Below are 20,306 nucleotides of genomic sequence, written 5' to 3' on the forward strand. Positions count from 1 at the left end.
TTTTTTCTCATTTCAGAACTTTTCAAGAAATTGATTTCATTCTTCTTCAACTAATTGTGTCTTTATCATCATTTCCTTGCAATAAGTGTAAATTCCCAAGGGATATTCTCCTTTTTCCAACCACGGTGTTCCTCAAATCGATCGATTGTAAACCTAGCCGTAATAACTGCATTAAGAATTTCGCTAAGTGTATAAAAGCGGAGAGAAACATCGGGAAAACCAACTTGCTCTTCTTCAGGGAAAAAATGTTTATATGCGATATCGCCTGTATGTATTTCCGTATCAAAATAAGCATGCTTCGCCGAGAAATCCTCATTCAAGCATTTCAGCAAAGGATGATAATCGCTTAGAATCATTGTGCCACCCTTTTTTAAAAGGGAAAATAAAAGGGACAGAAGTTTATCTAAATCATAAAAATAATGGAGTACTCCACCTTCTAAATAGAGAATGTCAAACGTTTCTCCGTATGATTGTAAATTGATGTCATAAACATCTCCTACCATATAATTTATGGACGTATTAGCATAATACGCTAGCTCTTTCGCGTATCGTTCATTTTCCTTTGATAGATCAAAGACTGTCACCTCAGCTCCTAACAGTGCTAATGGCACTGCTTTCCTACCATTTGACCCACATAGATTTGCTATCTTTTTGTTCTCGACATTCTCTAAAAATGCTTGATGTTTTTTTAAACATGCTCGAGGGTTTTTCCTTATTTCTTTCGCTTTTTCCTTTGGGTGGCCATCTCGCTTTATCCAAAATTCATAGGCACGGTATTCCCATGCTGCTTTATTAGTCGCACTTTGCTCATTCATAAGAAAATCCTCCCCTTGAAATCACTCCCATAATCTTTCCACTTCTACTAATTCATTTTTCATAAATTTCATCCGGTAAATATCTGGCTTTGTCGTATGAAGTAAAAAATCTAAATCAAACCGCCTATCGTAGTAGCTCATCATTAACGTCATTACTACCCCATGGGTTCCAATTACAATCTTTTTTCCTACATATGTAGTTAGTAACTGTTTTAAAACCTTTATTGCCCGTTTTTGACATACTCTATTAGACTCAGCTCCAGCTAAGGCATGATCTGGATTCGAAAACGACTTACTAAGATATGGATACAATTCATTATTAGTTAATGGAACGGCATCTAGACTAAACACTTTTTCTTTTAAGTCTTCCATAATGAACACCTCTTTGCCCAAGGCTGCAGCTAAATCATTAATGGTTAAGATAGCACGTTGATAAGGACTGGAAACAAAAAGATCAATTTCTTCCTTTTGTAGCATTTTGCTTATACGTTCAGAATCCTCTTTTCCTTTTTCTGTTAACCCTCTTGTTCTTTCTGTTCCTTGGGCTTTTGACGATTCACCGTGTCTTACCATGTAAATATATGTTATCATTTTACTCTCCCACATTTTCCACTCTAATACGTAACCATTCCGTAGGTTTTTTCTTAATAAAGTGCTTTTCGATAAAGGTAAGAACTTCGTCATTTCCTGGCAGTGTTACGAATTCCTTTGCTTCTTCAAAAGACAACCATTTATACTCACTATGCTCATTATTTAACCGTACTTCTTGATTTTCCTCTACGATGCCAACAAATACTGGGGCAATATATAGGTAGTTTTCTACAGGCGAATATATTTGGTCAAATGTATTCGAACTATAAAAGGCTAGCTTGGTAATACCTGTTTCTTCCTTTACCTCTCTTAGAGCTGCTTCCCAAGCTTGTTCCCCTTGTTCTAGGCTTCCCCCTATGTAACACCACATATCTTTAAATACTGGAGTTGCTCGTTTCAATAATAAAACTTTATCTAAACCATTTATTTTTTTTAATAACACAACAGCAATTCCAGTACTGCAAATCGGTGTTTGTATCCCTTTCATTTTTTCACTCCAAACATTATGATAAATATTTTGTAAAGTTAAGTCCTTTTTTATTATAGTTCTTTTTTTTGAAACTGGTAATATTTCTTAGATTTTAATTTGGTTAAAAGGGTATAAAGCTATTAGTGAGTTTCATAACACAAAAGGAGGTTAAAAGATGAGTGTATTACAGAAAATTGCCTTAATACTTATCGTAATCGGTGCTATTAATTGGGGACTTATCGGCCTATTTCAGTTCGACCTTGTCGCGGCGATTTTTGGATGACAGCATGCAGGATTCTCTCGAATTATCTATAGTATAGTTGGAATCGCTGGTTTGTTGAGTCTTAGTTTACTTTTCTCATCAAAAAGCTTATCAAAAACAAGTTCCAAAAAGCGTACCGCCTATTAAATTGGAATATTCGCGCTTAATAATTACATGTCGACTATATCGTCATTAAAAAAATTAAAACGGCAAACAAAACTATGCATTTGTTTCGTTTGCCGTTTTTTCAATTATTATCTTGTTATAAAATATTCGCCACTAACTGAATTCCACTTAAGAACAGACCGATAATAAATCCGCATACGGCTCCGTTTACCCGAATCCATTGCAAATCTTTACCAACATTATTCTCAATCATATCGACAAGTGTTTCGTTATCCAGCTTATCCAGATTTTCTTTTACTAAATTGCCAATTTGATCATGGTTTTTCTCGATAAAATGAGAAATTTGGTGAATAATCCAAGGATCAATCTTTTCGCTATTTTCTTCGATTTTTTCCACTAACTGCAGAATAAATGGAAGAGCTTTTGTTTCCATAAACTCCTTATTTTCAAGAAGTTCGATTGCCTTCTCTTGTGCTTGCTTCAGACTTGTTAAGATTGTATGATTGGACTCAAGTGAATCAAGTACTTTATCCTTCCATGTATTGATTCCTGCTAATACTTTCTCGTTTTCTGGAAGGCTTTCAATTTCCTTTCGAATGTACAAAACCAGTGCTTCACGGTTTTGCTCCCCATCTTTTTGAAGACTACGCATTCCACTCAAGCAGAGATTTTGGACAATTTGCCCTAACTTTTCCTCTGTTAAAATATTCTGCAATGTTTTTAACGCAAATTGCAGCATGCCGCTTGCCTCGACATTATTTAACACATTCATCGAAACAGAGCCAAGTTTTCGAGCTGTTTCTTCTTTTCGCAGCCAAGCTTCCGTTTTTACTAGAATATGATCCAAAGCCTTCTTGTCAACTTCTTCTGAAATTAATTGATTTGTAAGCAGATTTAGAATATTACTTATTTGCACATCTGATAGAGCCGCTGACATTTGCTTACGCACAAAGGGAGTTATTTTTTCGACGTCTATATTTCTAATTGCTTGCTGTGTAGCCTTTATCATTGCTTTCTTTACTGGTTCTGATTCTATTCTTGTGTTGATGGCAGCAGTGATTTTTTCGGTAAAAGGAATATTCTTCACTTTATCCTGGATACTTTCCTTTGATAACCAATCTTTTTTCAAAACATTCACTAACCCATTTACCATCCTATCCCTATTTTTAGGTAGTAAAGCAGTATGTGGGATTGGCAAACCTAAAGGATGTCTAAATAGTGCTGTAACGGCAAACCAGTCTGCTAGTCCTCCGACAAGTCCAGCCTCAAAACCGCCATGAATTAGATGTATCAAACTATTATCTTGAAAAGGAAATGTCAGGATAAACCCCAATCCCATAATAAGCAGTGAATACCTTGCAAGCTTTCTTGATGATTTTTTTTCCACGCATTGTCCCTCATTTTACTTTTAAAATCGTTATTACATCTTTTTAGAGGTAGAACCTCTATTCTGTAGTATACCAATAATCACCTAAAAACAGAAAGAGAAAGTAGATATTTAGCGAATTTTTTCTTATGGTACAACAAAAGCCAAAAGATCTGTTCGACCTTTCAGCTTCCTCGCGCCGCTTTATCACTTGTCTAATAGCGATAAAAATTCATTCATTACCTTTCTATACTGTTCAGGTTCTTCTATATAGGCCATATGGGCACTTTCTTCAAATACATGAAAAGCTGCATGTGGAGTTCTGCTACTATAATATTCTGTTGATGCAGGTGTTGCTTCATCATAGCGCCCACAAGTATACAATGTTGGTATAGAAATTTTTGATAGCTGTTCTGTACAATCAAATGTTTTTAAGTTCCCTTGTACAGTAAATTCGGAAGGTCCCCACATTATTTGATACACATGTGGATTTCTAAAGTGCTTACCTTGTTTTAAATGTTCTGGATAAGGCTTTAATCTACATACAAAATGATCATTAAACACTTCAATCGCTTGTTGAAAGGCAGGTGTATCTGTATTTCCCTTTTCTTCACAGCTTCTGATCGTTTCTTGCACCTCTAGTGGTAATAAAGCTAAATTTTTCTTTTGATCTTTTTCCCACAATGGTGCACTTAAACACGGACTGGAGAAAATAATGCTGCTAATTCCTTCTGGATTATTAAAATAAGAAGCAGCTGCAAGAGTAGTGCCCCATGAATGGCCAAGAATATGGACTTTTTTCAACCCTAAACCTGTACGAACTTGAGCGACTTCTTCTACAAACCTAGCTAATGTCCATAGGGAATCATCATCTGGTCGATCTGACTTTCCACAGCCTAACTGATCATACAATATTACTGGTCGATCGGTTGCCAATTCTTTTAACCCTTGTAAAGAGTAAGAGCTAGAACCTGGTCCTCCATGTAAAACAAGCAGTGGAGTACCTTCTGCTGTCTCATTATGTATGATATACCATACTTTTCCCCCTGTAACCTCTAAAAATCCTTCTTTCATCCGCTTACTCCTTTTCGATTATACTAACTAGTTTAGCCTATATAATTATTCCAATATCTTTCTTTCAATTATCTCCACGCGGTTTCCAAATGGGTCACGGAACTCAAAGCGCTCATAGCCTTCAATAGGAATAGAATTGGTGATTTCAACTCCTAAATCACTAAGTTTATTTTTCCAATCCGACATACTATCTACTTGGTAAGCAAGGTGAGACTTAGTAGAATAACGATCAAATCCATCTTCTGTTCCAACATGGACATCCATATTTCCTAGTGATAGCCAAAAACCACCTCTTCCTTGCAAAGATGCAGGCTTCGCTATTTCTTTTAACCCCAGCTCGCCACAATAAAAATCCTTAGCCTTTTCTTCCATTCCTTTAGGAATGGTTATTTGCACATGATGCACACCAATTATATTCATCTTCGCTATTCCTCCCTATATCTTCGTCCTATTAATCTTATAATGAGCTAACCTAATAAAACCATATCGTAAAACTAATCACTTATGATTAGAAAAAATAATGGAGAATAGGGGTCAAGAAGTCATACATTTCCTGGCTTCTCGACCCTACGTAATAGGGCACAGAATAAATCATACATTAAATCATGAGACTAGCGAAGGTACTAAATACTTTTTACTCCTACAATTAGGTTTTTATTATTCCTTACCAAGCGAAAATCCCGCAAACAGCTTGCCGCCATACGGCTTTAATACTTTTTCCGTAAGCTCTATAATTTTTTCTTTTTCTCTGGTTCGATAAAAGCAATCAAATGCTTCAATAAACTCATCCGCTAATAGAGAATCATAGTGCCGTAAACTCCTGACCATCCATTTCGATGTACCAACCCATTGCTTATTTACTCTTAAAACAAATTCGTGGAGAAGAAAGCTTAATGTGCTCGCAATGAAAATTTCCTCTTGTTTATTGTCTGCTCCGATCAAATCATCTAGTACATCTGTTATAAAGTAACGCTTCGTACGAATTGTTTCCTCTGACCATTCTTTCGGTCCTTCTGCCAGCATTTGTTCTGCTTCTTGTTTGATTGCTTGTAAAGCTCCGTCGTCTCTTAACACGATTCCTTCTGTGATCATTCGCTGCATGGAAGGTTTTGCTATATTATAGTCCATTAAGAAGAAATCTTTATAGGAAGATAAATTATGTACAAATACTTCAATTGGCCAACCAAATTCCATCATGGACTCTCTATAAGAAGAGACGATCTTTTCATCAAAAATGACAATATCAAGGTCGGAAGTAGCTGTTGCTCGTGCCCTTACTACACTTCCTGCTAAAACAGCAGCATTACAATGTGAATAATATGTATCTATAAAAAGGCGGGCTGCTTCCACTGGCTCTAATCTTTCCATTAATTATCCCCCAATTCTAATCACTAGTATCATCAATCAATAGTTATTTTTAATTCCTTGACAAACACTGCAGTTCCACTAATCTCCACATCCAATTGACCATTCCTCTCAGAAACAATAACAGATACTCTCCCATCACGACCTATCTCCTGACCTTGTTCAATGACAATAGTTTTATTTTTCCATTCCTCATCCACATATGTAATATAATATGCCCCCATCACTCCCGACGCTGTTCCTGTAACTGGATCTTCGCTTGTACCAGAGTAAGGAGAGGAAAAATGCCTTCCATGCATAATTGCATTTACATCGTAGGTTTCCAGGCAAAATGGATGAATGGACGCATGAGGAATTTCCGCTAAAATAGCTGGAAACAAGTCATTTTTCACAGCCATTTTGGAAAATACACGCAGTTCTTTAATAGGAACAAGGAGTGTCCACAGCCCCGTATTGCCATAAAGAATCGGAATATTTGTATCTAAATCAGATTCTTTAAGACCGATTGCTTCTGCTAATGCTAATCGTGAACCTTTGAATTGTTTAAATTGTGGTGTAACTTGCTTCATCGTAATGGCAGGAGAAGACTGATCACGATAATCAATTTTAATCGGAAGCACACCCGCCTTTGTTTCGATAGAATAAACTTCTTTTTCAGAGAGCAGCCCCATCGTTTTAAGAGCAAAAACAGTAGCGATAGTAGCATGACCACAAAGATTCACTTCATGTCCGGGGGTAAAATAACGAATTTTTAGATCAGCACATTCTGATGGTGAAACAAACGCCGTTTCATTAAAGCCCACCTCTTTAGCAATTTTCTGCATTTCTATTTCGGTATATTTCTCTCCCTCTAACACAATTCCAGCAGGATTTCCCTTATCCGGCTTATTAGTAAATGCATCATAATGTAAAACAGAAATTTTCTTCATTTCAATTTTCCTCCTACAAGTCTATTTATCTATCATATTCCATCCGCTTTGCTGTTTCCCTTCCTATTTCCTTGCCATATAACTTCTCTACTATATGAAAGGACATATTGATTCCGGCAGATATCCCGCCAGAAGTTAGTATCTTTCCTTCATCTACAAATTTCACTTTCCTAACTATCTGAACCTTTGGAAATTCTTGCTCCAAGCGATCGATATCCATCCAGTGCGTGGTAGCCTTTAAATTATCCAACAACTCAGCCTTCGCTAATAAAAATGCTCCTGTACAGACAGAAGTCATATATTCTACTTTCTTTGATTGCATTTTAATCCACTTAATGACAACAGGATTATAAATTTCGATTTCTTCTGCTCCATAGCCGCCTGGAACAATGAGAATATCCAAATCAGGATGGTTTTCAAAAGAAAAATCCGCTTCTATTCTAAGACCATTTCTTGCTAAAATAGTTCCTCCTTTTTCTGAAATAGTATAGACATGAAATAATTTATTCTCTCCACCAGCTAAAGAAAACACTTCAAATGGACCAGCAGCATCCAATACTTCTACTTCATTAAAAATCAATATTCCAACAATGCGAGCCTTCATAATTCCCCCTAAAATAGTATTCGTATGTAAAATAATGAAAAATCAATTAAGAACCCTAGTCTTTACATCCTACCACGTTTTGTGAATTTTTAAATAATATTCCCACCAAATTTCTTATAAATAAATGGTATAATATTTGTTCGAATGAATTATTTGGGAGGAAAATATGATTCAAGCAATTGGCGTCGTTGATTTTCATTACAAACCAACGCGAACAACGAAATATAGAGAGAATGTAACAAAAAGGATTAACGCAAAAACTAATAAATACGATGATTCTTTTGAAGTTCTGACGATTTCAGAACCATATGATATGGATGGAGATATTTTTGTCCGTGTATCCTGCTCATTTACCATTTATATGTACGAAAAGGCCTATATTCGAAATCCCGAAGAATATGTTGGATCTGTATTTCCTACATTAAAAGAACGGATTACACCGCATATCATTGCAACAAAGGTTTATAGTTTAACAAAAAGAAGATGATTAAATGGGACTGTGCACATTTTTAGCGATTGTTAAGTTATAATAAAGTCATTTAGAATTGTATATAGTTGTTTGCAAGTCCTCCTTTAACTAACGTGGCATTTAGTACAATTAGAATGGAGGAACTAATAACCTTAATATCGAAAAGAATATACAAAACGTAAAAATCAAGAGGAGACACTAAAAAAATAAGAAGTCAACAAAACAAAGCAGGTGGGATATATGGGCGAAAGAAGCAAAAAAATGGAAACATATTATAATACAAAGGATATTGCCAAACGCAATGCACTATTAAAGCAATTAGTATTTGACTTGCCAGATGACGGAAAGGACTTTTTTTTAAGAGCTTATAAAAAAGAGCGATATTTAGATATGCGACTTACTGCCATTCGAGGATATGCTGCCTTTGCAAGCGAAGAAGAGGTGGCAATTTTAATGAATAGGATGTTGGAAATCTTAAAAAAGATCCCCGAAAGTACTCCATATAATTATCAGGAATATGAAATCTTGCGGTCAGCTTTTTTGATGCCCTACCTGCTGGAAAAATATAATTATGACTGTTTCAAAAAATTTAATGAACAGTTAGAAAAACAGTACGATGCCATGCCCGAAGTTTTCAAAGGAATTTTTACCTGCAATGAAAAAGGTGAACATATCCAACTGGTTCTCCCAGCAGCAGTACAGAAACGGATTAGAGCTTTCCTGCGTGGGTCAAAGACATCCCTGAGTGATTCTTGAACCCACAAGCCGCTTTTATCATCATGCTCGTAATATTCAATAGAAAATAATTTCGCCCCGCTATCACTTGGTATCTATGATAACTTTTAAAGAAGCTCCTTTGAGCACAAATATATATAATCTACGGAAATTAAACAACTTTAAAGATCTAACACTAATATGTATATCTTTCTATCAAATTTTAATAGCTTTAATATCATTTCAAAATTAGCAAGTATTACTGTTAATTTTCCTATTACGCAAATGGTTAATGGAGTAATAGGTATTCATACTATGGTGCCATTTGTTAATGAAAGTGGGAGGTTATAGCTTGGAGAAAACAAAAGGAAAAAAAGCGAAAAAGGACTCCTTTTTTGGGAGCCTGTTAGACATTTTAATAGACTTTTTTGAGATTTTTTATGGATTTTTCCGATTTTTATTTCGCTCGCTTTTGAAATTCTTCTAAATGTGCATATTTGGAGAGAGGCGGAAGAAGAATCCTTTCCCTCTCCTTTATTTATATTTTTCAGCCTTTCTATTTCCTTCTTAATTTGCCTTAAAGTTATACAAAGGCTTAATAATTTCTGCAATATCAATAGTCTCTGCTGTATGTTTAATTATCTCTTCCATTGGTTTATAAGCAAATGGACTTTCATCTAACGTACTATTCTTCACGGAAGTACTCCAAACTTCTTTCATGGCTGACTCAAAATCTTTTAAGCTAACGGTCTTTCTCGCTTTGGTCCTTGACATTAATCTTCCTGCGCCATGAGGAGCGGATTGGTTCCAGTCCTCGTTTCCTTTTCCAAAGGCAATAATGCTGCCATCTCTCATATTCAAAGGAATAATTACTCTTTCTCCTTTTCTAGCAGAAATAGCTCCTTTTCTTAATATCATATTTTCCATATCAATATAATTGTGAATAGTAGTAAATTGATCTAAAACTGCCCAATTCATCTTTGTAACAATAACATCAATCATGGCAAGTCGATTTAAATAAGCATATTGTTGCGCAATCTTCATATCATGCATATAGTCTTTAAATCCTTGGGACTCTAAATAAGCAAGTTCTTTGTTTATTTTTGGTAGTTCCATATTTTTTAAGCTTGCTTGAATTTCAGCATGCCTCCCCTCTTCCTTCAATTTAGCAATCATTTCTTTTTTGATCCCGTCGATATTAACTAAATTATCGTAAGCAAGTGTTTGGTAATATTCTGCTACTTGTGCACCTAAGTTACGGCTTCCACTATGTATAACGATATATACACTTCCATCAGCTGCTTCATTTAACTCGATAAAGTGATTACCTCCACCTAAGGTTCCAATACTATGTTCTGCTCTTTTTTTATTTATAGGAGCTTTCACCTCATCTAAATCAATTTGTTCCCTATATGAATGAGCTTTATCTCTGATCGAGAATCCGCTTGGAATAAACTTACGAACCGTTTCATCTAGTTCATCAAAATTCAAACTTGCTCTGTCTATCTTTAATTTTGCTACCGCCATACCACAACCGATATCTACCCCTACTAAATTAGGGACAATTTTATCTTGAATAGTCATAGTCGTACCTATCGTACAGCCCACTCCCGCATGCGTGTCCGGCATAATTCTAATCTTACTGTTCTTAGCAAATTCCTGATCACATAATTCCTTAATCTGTGCTTCAGCCACTTCTTCTAATTGATCCGTAAATACTTTAGCTCTATTATATTTTCCTGTTAATTCAATCATTTGGTCACTTCCTTTTTTCAGTTTTTTTACTTATAAAGCTTGTATAATCATTGACGTATAGCTCCAATTTGTTATACACTTAATATAACAGATGAAACTGGAATGGGAGGAATAAAACGAATGAATTCTATTTATATTGGGATATCTCTGCAATTATTTCTGGCAGTAATAGTTCCTATTATATTAATGGTGTATTTACAAAGAAAAAAAATGATGTCTTGGAGATCCTTACTTGTTGGTATTGTTATCTTCATTGTATTTTCGCAAATTCTTGAAAAAATCGTTCATTTCATCGTGCTTAGCCCTACTGGAACGGAGTTGAAATGGAGCAGCAATCCTTATCTTTTTGCCTTATACGGCGGCCTAGCTGCAGGTATATTTGAAGAAATTGGCCGCTATTTTGCTTTTAAAGTATGGTTGAAGAACAATCATCAATTTAATGATGGACTATCATATGGATTAGGACATGGAGGAATAGAAGCTATATTTATAGGCGGCATGTCAGCACTAAATTCTCTGCTCATCTCATCTATGATCAAAACTGGGAACTTGGAAACAATATTGGGCCCTGCTGCGACACCTGAAGCCATTAACAACATTAAAGAGCAATTTGAACAAGCTAATGTAATGCTTTTTGCATCTGGTGGTTTAGAAAGAGTCTTTGCCCTTGCACTGCACCTTGCATTATCCATATTAGTCCTTTATGCAATTAGACAGCAAAAATTTATATATGTTATTTATGCGATTCTTATACACGCAGCTATCAATTTCTTCCCAGCATTATATCAGGCGGGTACTATCACCAACCTACTTGTAATGGAAGTTTTTCTAGGGATAATTGCTGTACTATCCATCCTATTTATTGTAAAAATGAAACCAAAATTCGAGAAATAAATATTAGATATTCTGCTCTCCTTTTTATGGAGAGCTTTTTACCATTGTTCACCTTCCCATTCATCCATAATTACTATATCTTCTGTTGCGGCACCTGAACTGGTAATCCCACCATTTTCATAGCTATTAAGTGGTACTACATAATTATTTTTCTTATCATATCCTTTAACCCCATAATATAGTCCTTCACCATTGTAAGAAATAAAATCTTCCTCCTGATTCTCTATCTTTATTTGTGCTGCATTCCATATGGCTCCCCATTTATCTGGCACTTTGTATATACCATATGGTTTTCCACTGATTGATACGTCTTCCTCGATTTGAATTGCTGGTTCATACCATTCACCGCTCCAGCCACTTGTAAAATGTCGGTCTCTTATTAAATAGAAAGTAAGAGTTTCTATCTTTTTTTTGGAATCAAGATTCCATAGAAAATAGGATTCTGACTGATTTCCCGCCTTTATCCTCCATATAAGCGGTTCTCCAGTGGTTGATACATAGGTTACTTCCCATTTATTATCTATCCATTCTAATAAACTATAGCCATATTGATTATCACTAGAAAGATGTGGAATGAAAATATGCTTTTCATCTAAGGCTCTTTGGTCAAAAACTCTATTTATGTTCATTTCACCAGTATCTTCAATCATTTTTCTTATACTAGTTTCATTAGGAAGATCGGATGGAGAGCTTTCGGCTTCCTTTAAGAAAAGAAAAATAAAAAAGCATATAGCAATCATGACTACAACTAGTAAATACCATACTCTTTTAAATTTCATCTAATCTGTTCCCCCTTTTAATACAGATTCAGAGGAGCGAAAATAGTACTGACCCTTTTCTGTTGAAATAAGCATCCCCTTTCCATCTCTTTCCATATAAATGGTAGATTCATAGCCAATCCCCCACTTTGGAGTCGCTCCTAAAAGAATATAGGGAAAGCGTTCCATTGTCTGATGTGGCATCTGTTCTTCCTCTTCCCATTCTTCCTCCTTAATTTCTGGAAATGATTCATAATACCATTGCTGTGTATCCATTTTCCCAATCTCCCAAGAAGACAGACTTTCTATAAACAGCTCTTTATTAAGAACTGCTTGTTTGCCTGAAGGATGAATTAATAGAATGCCAGGATTATTTAGTTCAGCTAAAAAAGTCTCTACTTTATTGGTTGGATACAACAAACTCTGTACCAGAGTACTAAGCAAGGTTGTAATAAGAAAAATATAATTTCCAAAGAATCCAAGCCAAGCAAATGGTCGATACACCTTCCAACGTTCTTTCCGCTTTCCAAAAACCAATATAAGTATCCATACACCAAGTGGTAAAATAGCTATCTTTACTGGTGTTTCACTAACCATAAATGAAAAGTTAAAGCAAAATAAACCGATGTATAAAATAATGGCCATTTTCCATATAACAGGTTTTTCTGTTTGTTTTCTATACACATAACATACTGCACCAATAAGTATGCCCCAACCAATTATAGTCATCATACTTGTACTTAACGGAATGGGAATCCAATAATCAAACATATACATCTCCTATAAATCCATTGAATTAATCCTTATTTTAGCACAATTACCAAATAACAACATCTCATTTTGTAAAAAAGTGAATGATATCGTAATTGTAGAAATAGGATTATATTAGATGGTTTTAAAAGCATATGGTAAGATATTTTTATATGAGTGAATGGAAAATATAAGGAGTGCATGGAATGGAAAATTGGATAATAGAAACGATGGAAAATTTTGGATATACAGGTATTTTGATATTGATTATGTTTGAAAATATCTTTCCACCCATCCCTTCGGAAGTTATTTTGACCTTTGGAGGCGCTATGACTGTAAAGACTAGTATGACCATTACAGGCGTTGTCATCGTATCTACAATTGGTTCTGTACTTGGAGCTATTATTCTTTATTTTATCGGTTCCTTATTGGATATAAAAAGATTGGAAAAAATTATTGATAAATGGGGCCATATCCTTCGTTTAAAAAGAGATGATTTATATAAAGCAGATCGCTGGTTTGATAAATTTGGCTATTGGACAGTCTTCTTCTGCCGCTTTATTCCACTTATTCGAAGTTTAATTTCGCTGCCAGCAGGCATGGCAAAAATGAATTTTGGTATTTTTCTATTTTTAACAACGATAGGTACATTCACATGGAATTTCGTTCTTATTCGTATTGGAGCAACAGTTGGTGATTCATGGGAAGACATCGTTCATTATATGGACATGTACTCCAATGTAGCATACGTGATAATTGCTGTAATAGGTCTTGCTTTTATTGGACAATACATATATAAACGAGTCATTAAGCAAAAATAAAAGGTCGTGGCTGGGACAAAATAAAATATATAATGGATAAAGAAGAACAATCTCTAATTTAGTGGTGAAACCAATTCGTTCCATTACACTACAGACACTTGATGAGTCGGGGAGCAAACTAAGCCTCCTCATATAGTGAGGAGGAGGATTGGCGCTCGCCCGATGGAAAGCGAAGTGTATTCAGACAGCGGGTGATTACCACAAACCTCCATTCTTAAATTTAATTAACCCCCGAACAACTATACGAATATTTATTAGTGTGTACATATAATTGTTCGGGGTATATTTGATTGAAAGACTTATGTCCTACCCTCTTTTTGTTCCTTTTCATTTCGGTAACAAGATTTCTATTTTCCAACTAATCTATTTTTTAATCCAAAGCGCTATCCTAAGAAGGAGTTATTTTACCACCAATTTTGAACAGAAAAGGAATAAGCGCCACTAAAATAATCCCTACTGTAAATGTGGCAATGACTAACTCATTCCATCTAATTAAATTTATGGAAAACATATGATAGATTACGAATGAATTGATTGGAAGGTTAAGTAATAAACCAGTAAGAAGTCCAGGTGCATACTTTTTCAAGAAAATAGTTGCAACAAGATGAGGAAAAATAGCATTTAATATCATTGAACCTAAAAATCCAACAAAAATCCATTTCGCTAACACTGATTCTGGCCAGTATAAAAAGCTGGTTGCAGACACATAAGCTAATATAGTTACAAAAATAACAGCAATATAGAATTCACTTGAAGTAACTGGCTTTTGAAACCTCGAAGATTGCTGAGACCATTTAGGAAGCCAAATTGCCTCTTCTATATTATGAAGTGTAATAGCAAAACAAAAAAGTAGTATATGAGAATAGTCCATATCCCTTTACTCCACCCTTAAAGTAATTTTTCCATTTATCCGGACTTAATTTTTATGTTTCCAAATAATCCGGTTTAAAGAATAGTATGCTGCGACAATTAAGAGAAAAATAAGATATACATTTACTGGATGTGTGTCGATAATTCTTCCATGTAAAAAGGCAAACAAGAAATGACAATTATCCCAAGAACGAATATCTTTACTACTAATCTTTCATCCTTCATCCATTATTCTCCACATTCTCAGATGATTATAGAAAGCACTTTGTCTTTCCTATAAATAATGGAAAGTTATAGCTTTAATCAGGCTTCTTTAAGTTTGCAGCTTGAATTATGACTGCTGTCAAACCAGTATCAGATCCTGTTTCATGCCATTCTCCTTGCTCCCAAAAGACTGCCTCCCCTTTCTTTATAAGAAGCTTCCTATTATCGGTATCTCTAACCCAGCCTTCACCCTCGACTACATGGAACAGCTGTGGAACCGGTGCTGGATGATTACCTAATATTCCTTTTGGACCAAGCGTTATTATCCCAATATTCGTAGCTTCTTCTGTTTTCATGATTTTACAATAGCTAGCAGAAACAGAATTGTATTGCTCTATGCTTTTTCCTTCCCCAATTGTAATTAATTTCATTTACCATAATCCTTTCTTTTTATCGGCACAGAATAAACAGTTATTTATACGTTTTTATTTTCGTCATAAAATCCTCTATATCCTCACTAATAAGCTGTTTAAATTTTATTGTATCCTTTTTATACTTTATCGTTATATATTGATTCATTAAATTTCGCGTTAACTGAATTGCTTCTATATTTGCATAATCAAAACTTTCGATTAGTTCATTTCCAGGAATGGAGTCTGCACAGAAAATTAATCGTTTTTCTGTTGCTGCCAGCATTCCTGGACGCACTATTTTTTTATAAATAAACACTTCCAATGAGCATCTAATAGATCCTTGTATCGTTTCGTTTTTCTTTAGTTGTTGGTGCAATATTTGCAAATCTGCTATCATCATTTCTTCCTCCTTCGCCTTTTAAATTACTTTACGGCTGAAGTCGGCAAAAGATTCCTAATCTATTAACCTTAATCATTAGGATTAATGATAGCCAGAATTTGATGGTCTTTCCACTCTCCGTTTATTTTCACATTGCTTTTGGCTACTCCCTCTTTGTGAAACCCAGCCTTTTCCAGTACGCGAATCGAGCCAATATTATGGGGCATCACTCCTGCTTCTAATCGATGTAGACTAAGTGTATGGAAGGCATAATCAACTAATTTTTTCACAGCAAGAGTCATATAGCCTTTGCCGTTACTGTCTTTATCAAGAACATAACCAACAATAGCATTATGTGCCGGCTCTCGTCTTACCATATATAAATTAACACTTCCAATTAACTCATTGGACTCTTGTAGAAAAATGCCAAAATGATAATCAATGTCTTGCTTTGCATTTTCTTTCCATGTGTTAATAAGCTGCTGTTGAAAATTCAATGTATAGAACTCTTCCTTGCGAGCAATCGAATATTCCTTAAAGAAATCTCGATTTTTTAATTCGAGCTTCCATAGTCCCTCTGCATCCTTTTCCTCTAATAATCTTATGTAAATAGAATCAGTTGTTTGAACCATTTTTTATCCACCTCTCTAAATCCTATTTGTAATCATCTTTACAAATGAATACTACAAAATTTTCTAGAAATAATAAATGCAATTTATCATTTGATTTTCTGCTTTTTAAACTAGGTTATAATGAATATCTTTCTAGCAAAAAAAGGTAATTGCAAAGTGACTATATTAAAGGTCTTTTTTTCTATTGGTTAAATTTGATTGCGTAAAATTTATATTCCTATAAAAAGTTGATATTTTCCATTTCTTCGAGACGATTGTTTTTAATCTGAAAAACATTATTTCCTTCTACAGCCATTAACCGATTGTTATAAAAATACATTCCTGTACCTTCGTCTATTCCAAAATGTTCATGGGGCTGAAACTTAATAACAGCTTTCCTTAAATGATTTTCATCCATCCATTCACTAAAATGAACAGCAATAACCGTGTTTTTCAACAGCCCTAATCCTGTTTGCCACTTAAAAATTCGATCTTCATTGTCATTTGCTGAAATGATACAATGCTCCATACTAATTAGAGCTCCAGCAGAAAAACCAGCAATTGGTACTCCTGCTGAAAATTGTTCTTTGAGAATCCTTGATAAAGTAGTCTCGACAATATACTTTGCATAATGTTCCGTATTACCACCACCGATGATAATCCCGGCACTATTCTTTAGCAGTTCAGCGGCCTCTTTCTCTGAAATAGTTGGCAAAGGGATAAATTGGAATTCTGTTATTCCATTTTCCACTAATATTTTTGTATACTTGGGCATATATTCCTTCCAGTTTGGTCTATCGATAATTAGCAAAGAAATTTTTCCTGTTCGTACCGAGATCAGTTCGGAAAATTTTCTTGCCATTTTATATGTAAATGGCGGGCCGCCGCCAAATAAGAATAAATGTCTATCCATTATTATCCTCCCATATTCTCTGAACCGTTATTAATTGATTTCCTTTAAATATTAATTTATAAATATCAGGCATCTCTAAATTCTTCCAAAATGAATAATCATAGTCCTTTGAAAAATAATTCATGATTAAAACCATGATATTTCCATGTGTTCCGATAACAATTTTTTTATTTTCATATTGCTTTAGTATTTGAAATAAAGCTTGGACTCCTCTTTGTTGGGCTGTTATATTAGACTCTCCACCATCCCAGAAAAAGGTTTCCTCTCTCCAAACTTTTTCGATGGCAGTATTAAAATCAGGAATAGATCCTTTTGCCAATTTACGTTCTCTAAATTCGGAGATAAGCTTGATATCTGTTTGAAAATATTCTGCAATTCCTTCTATTGTCTGAATCGCTCTCTTATATGGGCTCGATAAAACGATATCGATAGCTTCCTTTTCCATTCGTTTAGCTACTTGTTTAGCATCCGAGCTGCCTTTCTCCGACAAAGGTCTGCCTCTTTCATCTTCGGAATAAATGGAGTGTGCATGCCTGACAAAATAAATCGTTGTTCTAGATTCCAAATTGCTCATCCCATCCAGCATTTTTTATTCATCTTTCAGAATAGAGTATACATTTATATCAAACGCCTTTCCATTCTGTTCATAGTACTTTCTCAAAACACCTTCATGCTGAAAGCCAAGCTTTTGAATAAGTTTATTTGATGCTTCGTTTTCTAAATAAATCATCGCTCCTACCCGATTTAAATGAAGCTCTTCTAATGCATAGGAGACAACTTTTTGGACTGCTTCAGCTGTATAACCAGAGCGCCCATATTCAGGATGGATTTCATATCCGATTTCTGCTCGTTTATGAGAAAGTACTAAATTGTTTAAACCAAGTGTACCAATAAGTCGGGTAGTCCCTTTGAGCTGCATGCCCCATCTAATTCCTCGTTGATTTTCAAAGTTATTAGAAAAATGCCCTATTAATGCTTCTACTTGCTCTATACTTGTAAATGCCTCTTGCCCATAATACTGCATGACTTCTTTATTAGAAAAATAAGCAAATAAATCCCCAGCATCCTCTTTCTCAATCTCTCTTAATAGCAATCTCTCTGTTTCTAATATTGGAAACATCCTTATTCCCCCTTTTCTCTGTTGATCTTTATTTTACCATAATTTTCTTATTATAAGGGATAGCCTTAGATTATCCTAGGGGAACTATTTTAAATATTTTCACTTCCCTTCAATTTTTTATTCTCATCCAAACATTTGGTTAAAATAGACAGAATCCAGATTATAAATCATTCTTCCTTAAAAAATGTCTGACTATCTATACATTTTATATGTAGAAAACGTTTTTCTTTTTCTTTTATTTTCCATTACAATTATTAATGCATGTTATAATAGTTGGTAAGCGATTAAAGGGAGGATAAACATTGGCGGCAATCTATTTTGTTTTTATTACGGCAATGATTTTATTGATTGTTCTTTCACTCATCTATTTTTGGTGGCGAACAGATAAATATGTGGAAAATCTCCAAGCAATTCGAAAATCATATTATGTTTTATTTTTTCTCCTTGTTTGCCTTGGAATTTTGACAAAGCAGCTGCAAATGGCTGACTGGACCATGATTTTATCATTAGCATGTGCAGCAGTGTTCATTGATATTGCGGTTTTTCAAACACCTGATATTCTTAAAATTTGGAATACTGAATTTCAACATAGTAATTATATTCGGAAAACGATTCGCAAAAATGAAGAAGTATTAGGCTACAATGCTAAAAAGGTTCAGAACTTCACTGAAGTTATTTCCAAAACAGCTGATCATTTTATGGAACGCAATCTTCCCCAGCATTGGCGTCAATATAAAGATGAATTACGGACCTATTTAAACCTATACGCAGACACATTTCAATTTCATATTGCGATTTTCCCTTTTGCGATTAGTGCAAGTGCGGAAGATTTAAAGCAAAACTTAGAATCTGCTTTTAATAGTGTAGAAATTTGCTATAATATTAGCTTTTTAGACAGAGAAGTGAAAGAAAATGTTATTCAAGATCTTCTCGCTGGAAAAAGTATCCCCTTAAAAGATCCAGAAAGTAATATAAATAATGAGGATTTAGTTAAAAATGTTTTCATCGTTGCATATTATGGGGAAAGTTACAATATGTTGATAGGTATCAGCTCCCAGTTCGTGGAAGTGGACGGAATTGACGCTTCCCACATTCTTAATTTAGCACAAATTTTCGATTGGTACATGGTTTAAGGCTCCTTTTTACCTGTTTTGTAGTATAATAATATGTAGAAAAAATGCATGAGCAAAATTTCACGATCTAAAGATTTATAGTTTTGGAGATTAATAGCTTGTGCCGGATTTTATAAAATTTTTCTATAAAGGAGGAATTGATATGGCAGAAAAAAAGAAAGCTGCAATTGCTTCCACTCCTACACCATTCAATAAACCAAAGAACCAATCAAAAAAATCAATGAATCCGAATAGGAGAAAGATGACAGTAGCAGTATCAGAAACATTTGAAGATATTCATGACATGAATAAGAAAGCATTAAACTTACTAGCTAAACGTGCCTAATGAAACAGAGTCTTTAGACAAGGAGGGGAATTTCTGCTCTAAAAAATTCCTCTCCTTGTCTAAGACTCTTCTTTTTTTCCGGTATATATTAAAATCTGTGAGATGTGCGGCTTAATATATGATAAATGGTAAATGATTGATTAAAAATAGGTTCGGAAATTCCCCACTAATTTTTTTTGAAAGCAAGCTATAGCTTTTTTGCATTATTTTATCAGACGAACAACTACCACCATTTATTGTTTATTTTCTTGCTGCTATATTTATCATCCTGTATTTCGTTTCCTGAATGTTCACTGCAGAAAAATAATAATTCAACGAGGAATGCTGCAAATAACAATTTACAAGCTAATGATTAGAAAAATTACTTGTATAAAAACACTAATTATACGGACAACCTATAAATAAAAAGTCACGAGGCTATTTTTGTATGACATTAATAAGAAAACAAAGCCAGAATCCCAATAGACGGCATATGTCTGTACCAGCCATGCATTTTTCTGTTTCCGTATACAATAAACAGGCTTTAGCTATTTTAGAAACGATTGAAAAAAGAAAAAGATGATCCTTTTCCTTCCA

Annotated in this window: 26 protein-coding genes and 1 pseudogene; 8 read left to right on the top strand and 19 right to left on the bottom strand. The window is 34.6% G+C overall.

What is annotated here, in order from left to right; translation table 11 throughout:
• Positions 1 to 68: 68 nt before the first annotated feature.
• From MHH96_RS18845 to MHH96_RS18855, 3 genes are read right to left on the bottom strand one after another with little or no spacing between them, the layout of a single operon-like run.
• On the bottom strand, positions 69 to 815 hold the full coding sequence (locus tag MHH96_RS18845) for a class I SAM-dependent methyltransferase (protein ID WP_095259036.1): 747 nt from the start codon (positions 813 to 815) through the stop codon (positions 69 to 71).
• Between the two features lie 21 nt (positions 816 to 836).
• On the bottom strand, positions 837 to 1,406 hold the full coding sequence (locus MHH96_RS18850; RefSeq protein ID WP_341117857.1) for a histidine phosphatase family protein: 570 nt from the start codon (positions 1,404 to 1,406) through the stop codon (positions 837 to 839).
• 1 nt (position 1,407) lies between these two features.
• The gene (locus MHH96_RS18855; RefSeq protein WP_341117858.1) at positions 1,408 to 1,893 is read right to left on the bottom strand and encodes an NUDIX hydrolase; all 486 of its coding nucleotides are present in this window, start codon (positions 1,891 to 1,893) and stop codon (positions 1,408 to 1,410) included.
• A 157-nt stretch (positions 1,894 to 2,050) separates the two neighbouring features.
• Between MHH96_RS18855 and MHH96_RS18860 the strand changes: the two are divergent.
• A pseudogene (locus MHH96_RS18860) lies at positions 2,051 to 2,284 on the top strand (DUF378 domain-containing protein).
• Positions 2,285 to 2,399: 115 nt separating this feature from the next.
• Here MHH96_RS18860 and MHH96_RS18865 read toward each other — a convergent pair.
• The 6 genes from MHH96_RS18865 to MHH96_RS18890 all read right to left on the bottom strand — a co-directional run bounded on the left by MHH96_RS18865 (position 2,400) and on the right by MHH96_RS18890 (position 7,604).
• Positions 2,400 to 3,650: a DUF445 domain-containing protein gene (locus MHH96_RS18865; RefSeq protein ID WP_341117859.1), complete on the bottom strand. Its 1,251-nt coding sequence runs from the start codon at positions 3,648 to 3,650 to the stop codon at positions 2,400 to 2,402.
• Between the two features lie 186 nt (positions 3,651 to 3,836).
• Positions 3,837 to 4,703 carry a proline iminopeptidase-family hydrolase gene (locus tag MHH96_RS18870; protein WP_047940528.1) on the bottom strand — a complete coding sequence of 289 codons (867 nt, stop codon included), beginning with the start codon at positions 4,701 to 4,703 and terminating at the stop codon, positions 3,837 to 3,839.
• 45 nt (positions 4,704 to 4,748) lie between these two features.
• The gene (locus MHH96_RS18875) at positions 4,749 to 5,123 is read right to left on the bottom strand and encodes a VOC family protein (RefSeq protein ID WP_047940527.1); all 375 of its coding nucleotides are present in this window, start codon (positions 5,121 to 5,123) and stop codon (positions 4,749 to 4,751) included.
• A gap of 237 nt (positions 5,124 to 5,360) precedes the next feature.
• On the bottom strand, positions 5,361 to 6,071 hold the full coding sequence (locus MHH96_RS18880; RefSeq protein WP_341117861.1) for a nucleotidyltransferase domain-containing protein: 711 nt from the start codon (positions 6,069 to 6,071) through the stop codon (positions 5,361 to 5,363).
• Positions 6,072 to 6,103: 32 nt separating this feature from the next.
• Positions 6,104 to 6,997, bottom strand: a complete 894-nt coding sequence (locus MHH96_RS18885) for a PhzF family phenazine biosynthesis isomerase (RefSeq protein WP_095259040.1) — start codon at positions 6,995 to 6,997, stop codon at positions 6,104 to 6,106.
• Positions 6,998 to 7,022: 25 nt separating this feature from the next.
• A complete protein-coding gene (locus MHH96_RS18890; RefSeq protein WP_412759322.1) occupies positions 7,023 to 7,604 on the bottom strand; it encodes a DJ-1/PfpI family protein in 582 nt (193 codons plus the stop codon).
• A 163-nt stretch (positions 7,605 to 7,767) separates the two neighbouring features.
• Here MHH96_RS18890 and MHH96_RS18895 point away from each other — a divergent pair, with 163 nt between their 5' ends.
• The gene (locus tag MHH96_RS18895; protein ID WP_047940523.1) at positions 7,768 to 8,088 is read left to right on the top strand and encodes a hypothetical protein; all 321 of its coding nucleotides are present in this window, start codon (positions 7,768 to 7,770) and stop codon (positions 8,086 to 8,088) included.
• A gap of 222 nt (positions 8,089 to 8,310) precedes the next feature.
• Positions 8,311 to 8,826, top strand: coding sequence for a hypothetical protein (locus tag MHH96_RS18900; protein ID WP_053215567.1), 516 nt, complete (start codon positions 8,311 to 8,313; stop codon positions 8,824 to 8,826).
• A 525-nt stretch (positions 8,827 to 9,351) separates the two neighbouring features.
• Here MHH96_RS18900 and MHH96_RS18905 read toward each other — a convergent pair.
• Positions 9,352 to 10,539 (bottom strand): RtcB family protein, encoded by a 1,188-nt coding sequence (locus tag MHH96_RS18905; protein WP_061796345.1) that lies wholly within the window; start codon positions 10,537 to 10,539, stop codon positions 9,352 to 9,354.
• A 120-nt stretch (positions 10,540 to 10,659) separates the two neighbouring features.
• Between MHH96_RS18905 and MHH96_RS18910 the strand changes: the two genes are divergently transcribed.
• Positions 10,660 to 11,433: a YhfC family intramembrane metalloprotease gene (locus MHH96_RS18910; RefSeq protein WP_061796347.1), complete on the top strand. Its 774-nt coding sequence runs from the start codon at positions 10,660 to 10,662 to the stop codon at positions 11,431 to 11,433.
• Positions 11,434 to 11,471: 38 nt separating this feature from the next.
• On the opposite strand, the gene MHH96_RS18915 is transcribed toward MHH96_RS18910, so the two are convergent.
• Positions 11,472 to 12,212, bottom strand: coding sequence for a hypothetical protein (locus MHH96_RS18915; protein WP_047940520.1), 741 nt, complete (start codon positions 12,210 to 12,212; stop codon positions 11,472 to 11,474).
• Complete coding sequence (locus tag MHH96_RS18920; RefSeq protein ID WP_061796349.1) at positions 12,213 to 12,962, bottom strand: hypothetical protein; 750 nt, start codon at positions 12,960 to 12,962, stop codon at positions 12,213 to 12,215.
• 185 nt (positions 12,963 to 13,147) lie between these two features.
• Between MHH96_RS18920 and MHH96_RS18925 the strand changes: the two genes are divergently transcribed.
• Positions 13,148 to 13,762: a DedA family protein gene (locus tag MHH96_RS18925; RefSeq protein ID WP_061796352.1), complete on the top strand. Its 615-nt coding sequence runs from the start codon at positions 13,148 to 13,150 to the stop codon at positions 13,760 to 13,762.
• Positions 13,763 to 14,150: 388 nt separating this feature from the next.
• Here the strand turns inward: MHH96_RS18925 and MHH96_RS18930 are convergent, their stop codons facing one another.
• From MHH96_RS18930 to MHH96_RS18960, 7 genes are all read right to left on the bottom strand, one after another.
• Positions 14,151 to 14,633, bottom strand: coding sequence for an HXXEE domain-containing protein (locus MHH96_RS18930; protein WP_047940517.1), 483 nt, complete (start codon positions 14,631 to 14,633; stop codon positions 14,151 to 14,153).
• Positions 14,634 to 14,931: 298 nt separating this feature from the next.
• Positions 14,932 to 15,267, bottom strand: a complete 336-nt coding sequence (locus MHH96_RS18935; RefSeq protein ID WP_061796353.1) for a cupin domain-containing protein — start codon at positions 15,265 to 15,267, stop codon at positions 14,932 to 14,934.
• Positions 15,268 to 15,307: 40 nt separating this feature from the next.
• Positions 15,308 to 15,649: a PH domain-containing protein gene (locus MHH96_RS18940; RefSeq protein WP_082138225.1), complete on the bottom strand. Its 342-nt coding sequence runs from the start codon at positions 15,647 to 15,649 to the stop codon at positions 15,308 to 15,310.
• 68 nt (positions 15,650 to 15,717) lie between these two features.
• Positions 15,718 to 16,260 carry a GNAT family N-acetyltransferase gene (locus tag MHH96_RS18945; RefSeq protein WP_061796355.1) on the bottom strand — a complete coding sequence of 181 codons (543 nt, stop codon included), beginning with the start codon at positions 16,258 to 16,260 and terminating at the stop codon, positions 15,718 to 15,720.
• A 217-nt stretch (positions 16,261 to 16,477) separates the two neighbouring features.
• The gene (locus MHH96_RS18950; protein ID WP_061796357.1) at positions 16,478 to 17,152 is read right to left on the bottom strand and encodes a Type 1 glutamine amidotransferase-like domain-containing protein; all 675 of its coding nucleotides are present in this window, start codon (positions 17,150 to 17,152) and stop codon (positions 16,478 to 16,480) included.
• On the bottom strand, positions 17,145 to 17,717 hold the full coding sequence (locus tag MHH96_RS18955; RefSeq protein WP_082138238.1) for a histidine phosphatase family protein: 573 nt from the start codon (positions 17,715 to 17,717) through the stop codon (positions 17,145 to 17,147). The genes MHH96_RS18950 and MHH96_RS18955 overlap by 8 nt, the downstream gene beginning before the upstream one ends.
• 24 nt (positions 17,718 to 17,741) lie before the next feature.
• The gene (locus tag MHH96_RS18960) at positions 17,742 to 18,272 is read right to left on the bottom strand and encodes a GNAT family N-acetyltransferase (protein WP_047940512.1); all 531 of its coding nucleotides are present in this window, start codon (positions 18,270 to 18,272) and stop codon (positions 17,742 to 17,744) included.
• A gap of 302 nt (positions 18,273 to 18,574) precedes the next feature.
• Between MHH96_RS18960 and MHH96_RS18965 the strand changes: the two genes are divergently transcribed.
• The 3 genes from MHH96_RS18965 (at position 18,575) to MHH96_RS18975 (ending at position 20,292) form a co-directional block, all read left to right on the top strand.
• Positions 18,575 to 19,405: a type II toxin-antitoxin system SpoIISA family toxin gene (locus tag MHH96_RS18965; protein ID WP_047940511.1), complete on the top strand. Its 831-nt coding sequence runs from the start codon at positions 18,575 to 18,577 to the stop codon at positions 19,403 to 19,405.
• Positions 19,406 to 19,547: 142 nt separating this feature from the next.
• Positions 19,548 to 19,730: a hypothetical protein gene (locus tag MHH96_RS18970; protein WP_047940510.1), complete on the top strand. Its 183-nt coding sequence runs from the start codon at positions 19,548 to 19,550 to the stop codon at positions 19,728 to 19,730.
• 427 nt (positions 19,731 to 20,157) lie between these two features.
• Positions 20,158 to 20,292, top strand: coding sequence for a hypothetical protein (locus tag MHH96_RS18975; RefSeq protein WP_268874777.1), 135 nt, complete (start codon positions 20,158 to 20,160; stop codon positions 20,290 to 20,292).
• Positions 20,293 to 20,306 lie beyond the last annotated feature (14 nt).

Source organism: Niallia sp. FSL K6-0212 (assembly GCF_038007605.1).
GTDB classification, from domain to species: Bacteria; Bacillota; Bacilli; order Bacillales; family Cytobacillaceae; genus Niallia; species Niallia circulans.

Excerpts from the sequence above, each read along its gene's own strand:
- MHH96_RS18845 (WP_095259036.1), bottom strand. The coding sequence starts at position 815 with ATGAATGAGCAAAGTGCGACTAATAAAGCAGCATGGGAATACCGTGCC.
- MHH96_RS18850 (WP_341117857.1), bottom strand. The coding sequence starts at position 1,406 with ATGATAACATATATTTACATGGTAAGACACGGTGAATCGTCAAAAGCC.
- MHH96_RS18855 (WP_341117858.1), bottom strand. The coding sequence starts at position 1,893 with ATGAAAGGGATACAAACACCGATTTGCAGTACTGGAATTGCTGTTGTG.
- MHH96_RS18870 (WP_047940528.1), bottom strand. The coding sequence starts at position 4,703 with ATGAAAGAAGGATTTTTAGAGGTTACAGGGGGAAAAGTATGGTATATC.
- MHH96_RS18875 (WP_047940527.1), bottom strand. The coding sequence starts at position 5,123 with ATGAATATAATTGGTGTGCATCATGTGCAAATAACCATTCCTAAAGGA.
- MHH96_RS18880 (WP_341117861.1), bottom strand. The coding sequence starts at position 6,071 with ATGGAAAGATTAGAGCCAGTGGAAGCAGCCCGCCTTTTTATAGATACA.
- MHH96_RS18885 (WP_095259040.1), bottom strand. The coding sequence starts at position 6,997 with ATGAAGAAAATTTCTGTTTTACATTATGATGCATTTACTAATAAGCCG.
- MHH96_RS18895 (WP_047940523.1), top strand. The coding sequence starts at position 7,768 with ATGATTCAAGCAATTGGCGTCGTTGATTTTCATTACAAACCAACGCGA.
- MHH96_RS18900 (WP_053215567.1), top strand. The coding sequence starts at position 8,311 with ATGGGCGAAAGAAGCAAAAAAATGGAAACATATTATAATACAAAGGAT.
- MHH96_RS18905 (WP_061796345.1), bottom strand. The coding sequence starts at position 10,539 with ATGATTGAATTAACAGGAAAATATAATAGAGCTAAAGTATTTACGGAT.
- MHH96_RS18910 (WP_061796347.1), top strand. The coding sequence starts at position 10,660 with ATGAATTCTATTTATATTGGGATATCTCTGCAATTATTTCTGGCAGTA.
- MHH96_RS18915 (WP_047940520.1), bottom strand. The coding sequence starts at position 12,212 with ATGAAATTTAAAAGAGTATGGTATTTACTAGTTGTAGTCATGATTGCT.
- MHH96_RS18920 (WP_061796349.1), bottom strand. The coding sequence starts at position 12,962 with ATGTTTGATTATTGGATTCCCATTCCGTTAAGTACAAGTATGATGACT.
- MHH96_RS18925 (WP_061796352.1), top strand. The coding sequence starts at position 13,148 with ATGGAAAATTGGATAATAGAAACGATGGAAAATTTTGGATATACAGGT.
- MHH96_RS18930 (WP_047940517.1), bottom strand. The coding sequence starts at position 14,633 with ATGGACTATTCTCATATACTACTTTTTTGTTTTGCTATTACACTTCAT.
- MHH96_RS18935 (WP_061796353.1), bottom strand. The coding sequence starts at position 15,267 with ATGAAATTAATTACAATTGGGGAAGGAAAAAGCATAGAGCAATACAAT.
- MHH96_RS18940 (WP_082138225.1), bottom strand. The coding sequence starts at position 15,649 with ATGATGATAGCAGATTTGCAAATATTGCACCAACAACTAAAGAAAAAC.
- MHH96_RS18945 (WP_061796355.1), bottom strand. The coding sequence starts at position 16,260 with ATGGTTCAAACAACTGATTCTATTTACATAAGATTATTAGAGGAAAAG.
- MHH96_RS18950 (WP_061796357.1), bottom strand. The coding sequence starts at position 17,152 with ATGGATAGACATTTATTCTTATTTGGCGGCGGCCCGCCATTTACATAT.
- MHH96_RS18960 (WP_047940512.1), bottom strand. The coding sequence starts at position 18,272 with ATGTTTCCAATATTAGAAACAGAGAGATTGCTATTAAGAGAGATTGAG.
- MHH96_RS18970 (WP_047940510.1), top strand. The coding sequence starts at position 19,548 with ATGGCAGAAAAAAAGAAAGCTGCAATTGCTTCCACTCCTACACCATTC.
- MHH96_RS18975 (WP_268874777.1), top strand. The coding sequence starts at position 20,158 with ATGACATTAATAAGAAAACAAAGCCAGAATCCCAATAGACGGCATATG.